This window comes from Pontibacillus sp. ABV4_188 (assembly GCF_056311905.1).
The window spans coordinates 2712731-2724984 of record NZ_CM149975.1; the positions used below are offsets into that span (position 1 = coordinate 2712731).

The following is a 12254-nucleotide window of genomic DNA, read 5'->3' on the forward strand; positions in this document are numbered from 1 at the left end:
TAAACAGTTTGAGACTATTATAGCATTTTTGGCTAAATTTCACTATAAAACAGAAGGACTGTTTAACGATTATCATTGTCAGCAAGCTTGTTCTTCACAAAAATGGACTCCTCTTTCGTATCAACCGGAAAATGAACATCCTTTATAAAGAAGTAAATAATGAAATGTCCTGATCCGACAATCATTAAAATGTACGGAATGATGGTTTCCGGTGAAAAGAAAGTAATACCTGTTAAAAATATAGCAATTGAAATGACTCGCCCCAGGTTTAGGAACAGTTCCCTTACAACAATATATTCAATTCTCATCTCACCAGCATGCCAAGCTTTTCCTATTACATCATATGTCAGTGAAATATACGGAACGAATAGAATTGGATACGCAATGCCTATAATAGCCGCATATATTAGAAGTGTGGGATAGCTTAAGTGAATTAAAATTAAATAAAGTGACAAATACAGTGTTAATCCTCCGACAAATATAGACCACTTACGTCGTTTAGGTTTTATAAACCGAGTAGCCAGGTAATAAAACAAAAATGCAAAACCAGAAAATACAAGGTTAAAGGTTCCTAGCGCTAATTCACTTTGTGTTGTGATGAATACCCAAATGGATATCACAAAAAGGAACGTTCCTTCTCGTAATCCTTGGAACGTATGAGCATACAATATTTTGTTCCAGTTACGATCTCTTTTTCGTTCATGTATGATCCTTTTAAAAGAGAAATTACCCTTAGCAGATCTTCTTTTAAGAAAGAAACTACACACTACAGCAAGCACGAACAAGCTAAGAGAAATTGTAAAGATTACCGTATATCCTGTGTTAGCAGCTAATCTGGAGATTATAAATCCCGCTAAAATCGGTCCCACCATTCCTCCAAAAGATTGCAGCAATCCTAAGAAGCCATTGAAAAAATCCCTTGTATCGGGCTCAGTAATTTCAAACGTTAACACATTAAAAGCGAGCCAGTAAAATCCATAGCCTATTCCTAAGACAGAGCCTAGTACGATTTTATAACTTGCTGCCTGTTCCCCAAAGAACAAAACAGTTAAGAAAAATAAAGAGAGGAATATAACGCCAAGCCGCAATACGATTACACGATCCATACGTTTAGCCCATCGACCTGCTAATATAAAGGTTAAGGGCTGCATAATGTAAATGGATAAATTGTAGAGCGCAATCGCCACGTATTCCCCTGATTGCTTCCATAAGTAAATATTCACAAATGTATTGGACAAGAAAATCCCTAACGCATAGAGTCCTCCAATCGATAGCAAAAGAATTAAATCTCGGGTTACTTCGACTTCACCTAAAATCGCGTTTAATCCTTTCTTCATATATATACGCCTCCTACTCTGTCTTTAGTGTTTTCAAATAGGAGGCACTTATACCTTATTACACCCAAGTAACAAGAAACGGCTATAACAGTCCAGTGAGGGAATGAACTAGTGAATAACCTTTCCCAACAAAAAAATCCTGAACCTCTATAGTAGAAGTTCAGGATTTTGCTGGTTTTAATTCGATCTATTATTTAGCTGCAGCGTAACGCTTTGCAACTTCGTCCCAGTTTACTACATTCCAGAATGCTGCAATATAGTCAGGACGACGGTTTTGATAGTTTAGGTAATAAGCATGCTCCCAAACATCAAGACCAAGGATTGGCGTTTTGCCTTCCATAATTGGTGAATCTTGGTTTAATGTGTCCATTAGTTCAATTTCACCGTTATTAACTACTAACCAAGCCCAACCAGAACCGAAGCGTCCAGCTGCTGTAGCTGCGAATTTTTCTTTGAATTCATCATAGCTTCCGAATTTACTCTTAATCGCGTCAGCTAATTCGCCTGTTGGCTCACCGCCACCATTTGGGGACATGATTGTCCAGAATAGAGAGTGGTTAGAGTGACCGCCACCGTTACGACGCACCGCTGTACGGATGTCTTCTGGTACTGCGTTTAGGTCAGCAATTAGTGCATCAAGTGATTTATCTTGAAGATCTGCATGACCTTCTAAAGCATTGTTAAGCTTGTTAACGTAACCTGCGTGGTGTTTTGTGTGGTGGATGTTCATTGTTTCCTTGTCAATATGAGGTTCAAGCGCATCATATGCGTAAGGTAATTCTGGTAATTCAAATTTAGCCATTTTGAATCTCCTCCTTAAATAGTATGTAGTTCCTTCTTAGTACCGATCCGGTCATGAAGGTTACAATGTAAGCGTATCAAAGGTCCAAGCCATCTGCAAATGTTATGCATTGCAAAAAGGCTTCAACGCGCACATAGATATAATAACCTTTTCTCCAAATTTTAAAACATAAAATGTATGTTTCCTCTTGCTCAAATTGAGCAAAAAAAAGACAAGCATTTATGCTTGTTTTGGAATGTATCTTATATAAATGGTGGCTCGGGACGGAATCGAACCGCCGACACACGGATTTTCAGTCCGTTGCTCTACCGACTGAGCTACCGAGCCATTTAGACTTCACATATCTTGTGAGTACTCATAAAAGCAAATTGTAAGAATCTTTGATTTGCGGTTATCAAATTATGATTAAAACAGCAAAAAAGATAAGTCATTTAGAAAATAAAAAAGAACGTTATCTGACTTCCGTTCTTTAAGAAGAAAATAATAATGGCGGAGGAGGAGGGATTCGAACCCCCGCGGGGCGTTAACCCCCTGGCGGTTTTCAAGACCGCTCCCTTCAGCCAGACTTGGGTACTCCTCCGAGCTAAAATATGACTAAGATTGGTGGACCCTGCAGGACTCGAACCTGCGACCGATCGGTTATGAGCCGATAGCTCTAACCAGCTGAGCTAAGGGTCCAATCTTATGGGGCGATTGATGGGGATCGAACCCACGAATGCCGGAGCCACAATCCGGTGCGTTAACCACTTCGCCACAACCGCCATAATTCTTAAGTTGTCTATTTCAAGATTGTTCTTTATAACATAAACTGTGTTTATGTTATTTTATAAGAAAAACAATTTATGTATGGTAGCGGCGGAGGGGATCGAACCCCCGACCTCACGGGTATGAACCGTACGCTCTCGCCAGCTGAGCTACACCGCCATTGGCTCCAACGGCAGGATTCGAACCTGCGACCGATCGGTTAACAGCCGATAGCTCTACCACTGAGCTACGTTGGAATAATTAAAACGTCTCTTTAACGACACAACATAATATATCATGCATTGTTTAGAGTGTCAACAACTTTTTTGCTCCCAAATGAAGCAACACGAATAATATAGCATGGTATGCCCTCTTTGTACAAGGGTTTTTTAATAAAAACTTTAAAATTTTTATTCACTTGTCTTTTTTTCATCTATAGCCTTCTATTATAAATACAATGTTAAAAATATATTTAAGGATCTCTCAACAAATATGTGTGTACTTTTCATATTTAATTAGAAGGACTATGTGAACGACTGTCTTTCAGGAGGCGGGCTTTTTGCTTGATGTTAGAGACGCTCGTCTAGACTCGTTTGCCACTCGTCCTGACGTTATAGCATTGCGACCAGACACTTTCCTCCCTCGTTCTGACGTTATAGCAGCGCGTCCAGACACTTTCCTCCCTCATTACGACACTTTTCGCGCGTGTCCTGACTCTTTCGCCTCTCTTCCCGCCACTTCAGCCGCGTATCTAGTCGCAAAAAGCGAGTAGCCTCTCAAATAATCAACCATAGTAAAAAGCCCAGAGCAAATGCTCTGGGCTTCTCTAATATAAATTAATGCTGTTTTCCGCCTAACACTTCTTCTGCAATGTTTACAGCGTGATCTCCAATACGCTCCAGGTTACTAATAATATCAACAAATACGATACCAGCAGGTCCTGTACAAACTCCCTCGTTCATACGAAGGATATGCTTCTTACGATAAGATCGCTCATATTGGTCAATCTGGTTTTCTTTTTGAACAACAGCAAGTGCTTCTTCGCGGTCCATTGTTTCTAAAGCTTTCATAGCTTGTTTTACAGTAATCAGGGTTAGATTAATCATATCATTCAAGTCTTCTTGAGCTTGTTCTGTAAGATGCACTTTGTTAGAGATCTTATAGTCAACAAGTTCAATGAGGTTCTCAAAGTGGTCCCCAATACGCTCAATATCACGTACAGAATCTATAAGGGCAGAGTGTTTATGACTTTCTAATTCAGTTAATGAATAACTCGATAAGCTAACTAAATACTCTGTAATGTTACGGTCAAGATTGTTAATTCCTTCTTCATACTGCATAGCTTTGTTAGCATGCTTCGGACTATGATTATTCAAGTATTGACTCGTTTCCTCTAGCCCTTTATATGCGAATTCTCCCATGCGCATAACTTCTGACTTCGCTTGATCTAATGCAAGGGACGGAGATTGTTCTAGGAAGATTGGATCAAGATGCTTAGGCTTTTGATCAATCTCAACATCATCTCCAGGAATTAATTTCGTTACAATGACAGCCAACAGAGCAATGAATGGGAATTGGATCGCAGTGTTTGTAAAGTTAAAGATTCCATGAGCAAATGCAATAGTCATTGGTTCATTCAAGTCCAATTTATCTTGTAGATATGAAATGAATGGAATATATAAATTAATAATCAATAAGAAGATTGTAGTTCCGACTACGTTAAAGATTACGTGCGTAAATGCAGCACGCTTAGCAGCAACGCTTGTACCAATTGCAGCTAGAACAGCTGTAATCGTTGTACCTATATTGTCCCCGAATAGGACTGGTAAAGCTGCGCTTAGTTCAATAGCATCTTGTTCAAATAAACTTTGAAGAACGCCAATCGTTGCGCTTGAACTTTGAACAATCACCGTAAACAAGGTACCAATAACAACACCAAGAATTGGTTGATCACTCATACTTACGGTTAAGTCTTGGAAAGTTTCCAAACTACGTAATGGTTTCATTCCAGTACTCATTAGTTTCAAACCATAGAATAACGAACCAAAACCAAATACGGTTTGTCCTAAATAAGTTACTTTCTTATTCTTAAAGAAGAATAATAGTATTGCACCTACAGCTATAATCGGGAGTGCGTACTCCTTTATTTCTATACCAATTATAAATGCGGTAACTGTAGTACCAATGTTGGCACCCATTATAACACCTATTGCTTGTCTAAGTGTCATAAAACCTGCGTTAACAAGGCCGACAGTCAGTACTGTGGTCCCCGAACTGGTTTGCAAGAGAATGGTTACAATGATACCCGCCAGAACACCCATAAATGGATTTGTTGTAAATCGGTCTAAAATCTCGCGCAACCGATCTCCTGCTGACTTTTGCAAGCCATCACCCATGTACTTCATTCCGAAAAGAAATATTCCAAGTCCTCCAACAAACTGAAATATTATCTCTTGAACATTTATACCTTCCACAAATATTGCTCCCCTCATCCAAGATTTTTGTCTATTTGTGTAGTTTTTTAAAACCCTCAACCATTATTAATTAAAGGTAAACGTTTTGTAAAGGTATTTCACACTAATCTATTGAAAATTTACATTAGCTTAACATTCGGATAAAAAAACTGCTGTTTTTTATAGTTTTCTCTCCTTTTTCTATTGCTTAGGGCGAAAAAGGTTCGCTATGATAGTAGTGATAAACAAATAATAGGTGGTAGAAATATGAAATTATCAAAGCAATTTTTATATAGCCTTTACTCATTTAAACGGGTGTCAGCTTTTAGGATGTTAAAGGTTGGAAAGCCTATTGGTTACATCTTTTTCCTTACCCTTCTAACCATGATCCCTGTTCTATTAGGGGCTCTATTCGACACACGTTCCACCGATTCTATTGATACCCTTCCTTTACCAGTTGAACTCATCATTTTGTATGTTATTAGTACGAGCATTAAATTCATTGATGTATCCATTCTCGCCTTTATTGGACTTGGCATCAACGCCTATCTAAAACGTAACATCCAGTATAAACATACTTGGACGCTTTCCGCTTATGCCATTACGATTCCAACTTTATTATTAGCTATCGTTGAGAACGTTGGTTTCATAATAACCGGGGATTATGTCACATATATGGCCTTATCCACTATAATTCTTTACGCAATTTTACGATTCATACCTAAACCTAAACATAGGTCTGCATAAAAACTCCGAAGTCTTAGACTTCGGAGTTTTTAAGTGGTTTGATTTTTATTTTCCGCAATGGCGCCAAGTTCTTGTGATACAGATACCAATTGATTTCTCACTTCATTGGTTTCATTCATTTGAGCTTCTTGCATGTCAGCGGCATCCACTAATTGTTTCGCAGATAGAAGGGTTTCATGCGTTGTTTGATGAAATTCAGTGAAGATCGCCTCCATTTTCGGTAACATTTCTTCCGCTTGTGTAACCTGCACCTTTGAATGGTCTAATTTTTGATTAAAGGATTCAATATAAGAAGAAATCTGATCAAATGATTCTTTCGAATGATACGCATGGTCTAAATGTTTTGTAAGTTGCTCGTACATCTCATGGAATTCTGAAGCTAAATAATGACTGATGGTGAGTGTCTGATTCATCTTATCATTGATTTCAAGTGCCGCTTCTTTAGAGTTATCAGCAAGTTTCCTTACCTCACCTGCCACTACAGCAAACCCTTTTCCTGCTTCACCTGCTCTTGCAGCTTCAATTGTGGCGTTTAAGGCTAAGAGCTTTGTACGTTCAGCGATTTCCTGTATCATCTTACCAGCTTCTCCAATAGTAACGGTATATGCTTCAAACTCATTAATTTTTGAAGTCATCTGCTTGAACCCTTCATGGTACGTATCTAGTGTATTCATTATTGAAGAAACGCCTTTATTCCCTTCTTCAACTGACTTATTTATTTCCTGCTGATCCTGATACATTTCATTGAAAGATTGTAAGAGGATATGTAATGAATTTTTTAGCTTCTCAAATACATCCGTCTGTTCTTCAAATGCTCCTTCAGTGCTCTTTGTACCTTTAATTACCCTATGTAGTTCTTCTTTCATATCAGACTGAGACAAAGCTAACTGCTCAGAAGAAGCTGATAATTCATCATTTGTTCCCCCAAGAGAATAGACAGCAGTTTGTATGTTATCGAGCATCTCAGTAATTGTATGTATAAGTTCCTGATAGCTTTTTGATAAAGAACGTATCTCTGGAATACTTGAATGGACAGTATCAGGTTGAGTAAACGTCCCTTTTCTAGCTTTCCGCATCACATCTTGGAGGGTTAATAGCGGTTTAAACATCTTACGCATAAAATAAAAAACAAATAGGAATACACCGGCCAAAGAAATGATTCCCGCTGTTAAGGAGTATTTGGCTAATTGATGAACGGAATACATGTAGTCCGCCACAGGTACACCAATAAGGAATATGCCTTTAAGTTCTTGTACTGAACCGTAAGCAAATATGTAGTCCTCACCTTTCCACGACGCAATACGAGAACCGTTTTCCTCAGTTCTAATTTCTTTGATTAGCAATTCATTGAACGAAGCTTTTTTTGATTGTTCTAATGGATATGAATCTACCCCATCTTGAGTAATGATATTTATAGACGCTGAAAAGCCATCTTGAACCAATTCAAATTGTTGAGATGATATATACTCCCTCATACGCTCTTTGAAGACTTGTTCTTCGCCTACTAACGCAAACATCATATTTTCAGCATTCTCCCTCGTTACATCAACTTCACGTTCCAGGCGATCTCTAACTAATTCAAGCTGGCTTTCTTTTGCTTTAGAATAAGATAGCCAACTAACCAGAGAGATAGAACCTAAAAAAAGTACGCATATAACTAAGGAAACCCTAGCTTGAAAAGAAAGCGACATAAAATGAGGTCGAGGTACATTTTTAAGGCGCTCCTTAAGCTTGTTAGGTTGTATTCTTTTAAAAAATGAAAAATGTCTAAATAATGGCACTCCTAACACCCCGTTAGAAAATATTTCTTGTACACCGAAGAGTATGCATGTTAACTATTAACGGAGTGTAAAAATGCCCTTAAATTAACGTTAATTTTATGTCTTTTTGACCAGGATTCTAGTCCCATCTACTTGTTCGACTACAATCTCTTCATCCTTCTCAATCCAATGTCCATTTGATACAGCGCTATATTCCTGATCTCCAATTTTAATTGTCCCAACAGGTCTTAACTGCGTAAGGGTGATCCCTTTCTCCCCACTTAAGTTCACGTAGCTTTCATTCAATGAATTGTAACCCGCTTCTGAAGAAAGCTTGTCAACAAGCGTAATTTTTGTCCATAAATCCCTTTTTGGAAATACTCTTAAGAATAACAAAGAGCTTATGGCACCAATAAGCACACCGCACACTCCATAAGCTCCTGTTACCCAGTCAGGAGCACTCATACCAACTACGAGCAGCATACTAATACTACCCACCGTTGTAAGAGTCCCATCATTAATGACTTTAGCATCCAAAATAATCAGAGCCAGACTAATGACATATACAATCATCATAATGACGAACATGCTCGGGTCTAAGTGTGTAAGAAAGTAAAATGTGATAAAAGCGATGCCAACCACACCAAAAATGCCCCTCATGTTGACGAACAATTCTCCAAATAAAAATAAAGTGCCAAGTCCCGTTATTACTAAAGCAAGCCACGCCGCATCTATTGCAATCACAATCATTCACCCCTTTTTATCTATTTATTTAAATATACGTTTGTTTCCATGATTTTGTTTCAAAAAAAGAATGGAAATTCATTTATTTGTAGAACTATTACTACAGGCCAAAAGGGAGTGAGCAAAGTGAATCCAATTCTGAAAAGAATGCTTTTCATTGTTACAATGATTCTGTTTTTTGTTAGTATTGGACATGATCTGACTACTGGTACTTTTCCTAAAGAACTTGTCTCCAAAGCCGAAGATCAAGAAGCAAATGTAAATCAAGAATCACCAAAGAGCTCAGACACTAGTTCTGAACAGGAACGTTTCCGCGTTGTTGAACACCGTGTTAAAGCAGGCGACACTGTGTTATCTATTATGGAGAAGTTAAATCAGGAGGGTCCACCTGTTACGATTGAACAAATGCTTGCTGATTTTGAATTCATTAACAAAGGACAAGATCCCAACACCATTAAAATGAATCAGATCTACTTGTTCCCTTATTACCACAAAAACGAAAAACATTCGTAAATTGAAGACTCGTGACTTCATATTTTTTTCGTTTGCCCTTATAATGAGTGTGGTATCTTTATAATCAAGAAACATCGCATTTGTAAAAAGGAGCGATTATATGCCTATAACACACAGAAAAGATACGCGTCCTGTACGCGTAGGCGACCTTGTAATCGGTGGAAGCAATAAAGTTGTCATTCAGTCAATGACCACAACAAAGACACATGATGTAGAAGCAACTGTTGCTGAGATCGAAAGACTAGAAGAAGCTGGTTGTCAGGTCGTCCGCGTTGCTTGCCCAGATGAGCGAGCTGCTGACGCTATTTCTGAGATAAAAAAACGAATCAATATTCCACTCGTAGTCGATATTCACTTTGACTATAAATTAGCATTGAAAGCAATAGAAGGTGGAGCAGACAAAATCCGCATCAACCCAGGTAACATCGGAAAGCGTTGGAAAGTTGAAGCTGTTGTAAATGCAGCTAAAGCTAAAGGCGTGCCGATCCGAATTGGTGTTAACGCAGGTTCACTTGAGAAACGTATCTTAGAGAAATATGGTTTCCCAACGGCTGAAGGTATGGTTGAAAGTGCTTTACACCACATTCAAATCTTAGAAGAATTAGACTTCCACGATATTATTGTATCGTTGAAAGCATCTGATGTACGCTTGGCTATTGATGCTTACGAAAAAGCAGCTGAACAGATTTCTTATCCATTACACTTAGGAATCACAGAATCTGGTACACAATTTGCCGGAACTGTAAAAAGTTCTGCTGGTTTAGGCGCTATCCTTAATAAAGGGATAGGAAGCACAATGCGGATTTCACTAAGTGCAGATCCCGTTGAAGAAGTTAAAGTAGGTCGCGAACTATTAAAATCATACGCACTTGCAGATAATGCAGCCACTTTAATTTCTTGCCCAACTTGCGGGCGTATTGAAATTGATTTAATTTCAATTGCAAATGAAGTTGAAGAGTACATCTCCACGATTAAAGCCCCTATCAAAGTAGCTGTACTAGGGTGTGCTGTTAACGGTCCCGGGGAAGCACGCGAAGCCGATATTGGTATCGCTGGTGCACGAGGAGAAGGATTGTTATTCCGACACGGAGAAATCATCCGTAAAGTTCCTGAAGAAACCATGGTCGAAGAACTTAAAAAAGAAGTCGATCGTATTGCTGAAGAGTACTTTGCCGAAAAGGCGAAGGAAGCTACTGAAGCAGAAGCAAAATAACTCATTCAAAAAAGCTGGCCAAATGGCCAGCTTTTTTTTAAAATGGAGCAAATACAAGAGAGAGAACTACAGATATAGCCCCAGCGACAATCGCAGTGTTCCCGAGCGTCTCTGCTCCTCTGCGCCTTGCCATAAATCCGACAATAATCCCTGCAGCCCCAAGAATTACTGGTAAGATGAAGAAAGAGACAACTGAAAGAACTACCGCTAACCATCCCATACCTGCATGAACATCATTGTCCATATCAGATTCTTTCTCGTCAGATTTAATCGGTTCACGAACCGTATTAGCATCAATCGCTGCTTCTTGAGCGAATTCTACGTCCCCGGTTCCGGCGTAAACTCCACCATCAGCTACCTCTACTTCATTATAAGCTTCATCGTAAGATTGACCATCATCAATCTTTTTCATCTCACTCTCTTTTTCATCCCCGTATTGAGGGCCTTCTTCAACGTGTTCTTTATGATCATGGTTTTCTTTTTTATGCTTATCTTCATATTCCATATACATCCCTCGCTTTCTGTAGAGGTGCACACTTAGCTTGTGAGAAATCAGGAAGAACTATGATGGTACATTTTTCAAGAGTCAGGTACCTAATTTAAAAGCCGAAAGTTCCCATACCTTTACCGTTCACCACCAACAAAGCTCTCTCTTTCATCAAAAAAAGAGCCCTCTAAAGGACTCTTTCTAACCATATTAAGGTGCTACAGCAACCGCATCATGCGTTTTTGCTTTTTGCTGTATTTCAACAGCATACCAACTTTCAGCATGCCCATTCTCTTCTTTATATTTTTCTAATCCTCCCATGCCTCGGTGGTAGGCAGTTAAGGCTTCATCCCAATTGCCATACTCATGGTGAAGATAATCAAGGTAGATTAGTGATAATTGCATAGCATAATAAGGATCAAACAGAAGTTCTTTCTTATAAGGTAGATCCCCCATATCCGCTATCCATGGTGCTGTATTGGTCATAAATTGAGCCATGCCATAAGCATGTCCATACTTAGTTTCAGGCCCTACAAGGGTCGGATCAAACGTACCACCTGTCTCGACTTTTAGCAATTCATATACAAGATAAGGATTGATATCATAGCGTTTTGATTCTCTTGCTAAGTATAGAGCCCAGGATTTATTAAATTCTCCCTCACTTTCTGAAACCATCCGATCGGCAGTTTTTTCAAGTTCGGGCCACATGTCATATCCATTTTTTTCTTTAAACTCAGTAGGCATAGCGTTTAAGTACTGATTTTGGGATTCTAAATCTTTAACCTGCGCTTGCAGGTTTTCATTTTTTGCTTGGAGCTCTTTTGTTTGTTCTCCGTAAAAATACATAACAACAATAAAGAACAAAGTAATATATAAACAAACTAAAAGTAGCTGAACATAAGGTCTTGCACGATCCACAAAATCCCCTCCTCTTTTAAATTTTCTATATAAGTGATGAGTCGAAAGGACCTAAACTATATTAACGACACTTATATTGAAATGCAATAAAAACACTTCAAATCCAAATACATCCATCTTTTTTAACACATTTCCTATTCAATGCTCATAGGCTACTATGTATAGCACTGCGCAAATGAGGTGATGTTTTGAAAAAAGTGATCTCACAAGTAGTAAAACAAAAAATTAGAGACCTGTCTGTTCACGATCTCTTAGAACAAAGCCGTCAATTCAATGTCCCCCTAACGAAAAGCCAAGCTACTGAGATTGTAGCCTTTTTAAAAAGTTCAAATCTTAATCCATTAGACGAAAAAGATCGAATGAAAGCATTAAAAAAATTAGCTCAGATTACGGATCCTAAAACGGCTCAAAAGGTAAATAAGATCTTCCAGGAAATGATTAAAGAAAACGGACTTTCACACTGGTTTTAACGCCTTGTATAAAGGCGTTTTTCTTTTTGTATTCTATTTGACCAACAGCGCCAAGTTATTTATAGT

11 protein-coding genes and 6 tRNA genes are annotated in these 12254 nt (G+C 38.5%); 4 read left to right on the forward strand and 13 right to left on the reverse strand.

The genetic code is table 11. The annotated features are described in order from the left end of the window. Nucleotides 1–62: 62 nt before the first annotated feature. The 9 genes from ACYX4O_RS14025 to ACYX4O_RS14065 all read right to left on the reverse strand — a co-directional run bounded on the left by ACYX4O_RS14025 (nucleotide 63) and on the right by ACYX4O_RS14065 (nucleotide 5375). Nucleotides 63–1337: an MFS transporter gene (locus ACYX4O_RS14025; RefSeq protein ID WP_476351670.1), complete on the reverse strand. Its 1275-nt coding sequence runs from the start codon at nucleotides 1335–1337 to the stop codon at nucleotides 63–65. A 190-nt stretch (nucleotides 1338–1527) separates the two neighbouring features. Then, a complete protein-coding gene (locus ACYX4O_RS14030) occupies nucleotides 1528–2139 on the reverse strand; it encodes a superoxide dismutase (RefSeq protein ID WP_476351671.1) in 612 nt (203 codons plus the stop codon). 251 nt (nucleotides 2140–2390) lie between these two features. Then, nucleotides 2391–2466: transfer RNA gene (locus ACYX4O_RS14035), tRNA-Phe, on the reverse strand. A gap of 160 nt (nucleotides 2467–2626) precedes the next feature. Then, nucleotides 2627–2719 (reverse strand) — tRNA-Ser (locus ACYX4O_RS14040). A 21-nt stretch (nucleotides 2720–2740) separates the two neighbouring features. Further along, a tRNA-Ile gene (locus ACYX4O_RS14045) sits at nucleotides 2741–2817 on the reverse strand. 7 nt (nucleotides 2818–2824) lie between these two features. Continuing rightward, nucleotides 2825–2900 (reverse strand) — tRNA-His (locus ACYX4O_RS14050). An 86-nt stretch (nucleotides 2901–2986) separates the two neighbouring features. Further along, nucleotides 2987–3063, reverse strand: a tRNA-Met gene (locus tag ACYX4O_RS14055). 2 nt (nucleotides 3064–3065) lie between these two features. Continuing rightward, nucleotides 3066–3140 (reverse strand) — tRNA-Asn (locus ACYX4O_RS14060). A gap of 579 nt (nucleotides 3141–3719) precedes the next feature. After that, on the reverse strand, nucleotides 3720–5375 hold the full coding sequence (locus ACYX4O_RS14065) for a Na/Pi cotransporter family protein (protein ID WP_476351672.1): 1656 nt from the start codon (nucleotides 5373–5375) through the stop codon (nucleotides 3720–3722). A 228-nt stretch (nucleotides 5376–5603) separates the two neighbouring features. Here ACYX4O_RS14065 and ACYX4O_RS14070 point away from each other — a divergent pair, with 228 nt between their 5' ends. Then, on the forward strand, nucleotides 5604–6083 hold the full coding sequence (locus ACYX4O_RS14070) for a DUF1189 family protein (RefSeq protein ID WP_476351673.1): 480 nt from the start codon (nucleotides 5604–5606) through the stop codon (nucleotides 6081–6083). 29 nt (nucleotides 6084–6112) lie between these two features. Here the strand turns inward: ACYX4O_RS14070 and ACYX4O_RS14075 are convergent, their stop codons facing one another. Together ACYX4O_RS14075 and ACYX4O_RS14080 are read right to left on the reverse strand one after the other, a co-directional pair. After that, on the reverse strand, nucleotides 6113–7603 hold the full coding sequence (locus ACYX4O_RS14075; RefSeq protein ID WP_476351674.1) for a methyl-accepting chemotaxis protein: 1491 nt from the start codon (nucleotides 7601–7603) through the stop codon (nucleotides 6113–6115). A gap of 357 nt (nucleotides 7604–7960) precedes the next feature. Then, nucleotides 7961–8593: an NfeD family protein gene (locus tag ACYX4O_RS14080; protein ID WP_476351675.1), complete on the reverse strand. Its 633-nt coding sequence runs from the start codon at nucleotides 8591–8593 to the stop codon at nucleotides 7961–7963. Between the two features lie 120 nt (nucleotides 8594–8713). On the opposite strand from ACYX4O_RS14080, the gene ACYX4O_RS14085 reads away from it, so the two are divergent. Continuing rightward, complete coding sequence (locus tag ACYX4O_RS14085; RefSeq protein WP_476351676.1) at nucleotides 8714–9100, forward strand: LysM peptidoglycan-binding domain-containing protein; 387 nt, start codon at nucleotides 8714–8716, stop codon at nucleotides 9098–9100. A 100-nt stretch (nucleotides 9101–9200) separates the two neighbouring features. After that, nucleotides 9201–10313 carry a flavodoxin-dependent (E)-4-hydroxy-3-methylbut-2-enyl-diphosphate synthase gene (gene ispG / locus ACYX4O_RS14090; RefSeq protein ID WP_476351677.1) on the forward strand — a complete coding sequence of 371 codons (1113 nt, stop codon included), beginning with the start codon at nucleotides 9201–9203 and terminating at the stop codon, nucleotides 10311–10313. Nucleotides 10314–10350: 37 nt separating this feature from the next. Here ispG and ACYX4O_RS14095 read toward each other — a convergent pair whose 3' ends face one another. Continuing rightward, nucleotides 10351–10818 carry a hypothetical protein gene (locus ACYX4O_RS14095; RefSeq protein WP_476351678.1) on the reverse strand — a complete coding sequence of 156 codons (468 nt, stop codon included), beginning with the start codon at nucleotides 10816–10818 and terminating at the stop codon, nucleotides 10351–10353. Nucleotides 10819–11010: 192 nt separating this feature from the next. After that, nucleotides 11011–11718: a lytic transglycosylase domain-containing protein gene (locus ACYX4O_RS14100; RefSeq protein WP_476351679.1), complete on the reverse strand. Its 708-nt coding sequence runs from the start codon at nucleotides 11716–11718 to the stop codon at nucleotides 11011–11013. A gap of 197 nt (nucleotides 11719–11915) precedes the next feature. On the opposite strand from ACYX4O_RS14100, the gene ACYX4O_RS14105 reads away from it, so the two are divergent. Further along, on the forward strand, nucleotides 11916–12188 hold the full coding sequence (locus tag ACYX4O_RS14105; RefSeq protein WP_476357145.1) for a DUF2624 domain-containing protein: 273 nt from the start codon (nucleotides 11916–11918) through the stop codon (nucleotides 12186–12188). The last annotated feature ends 66 nt before the right edge of the window (nucleotides 12189–12254 follow it).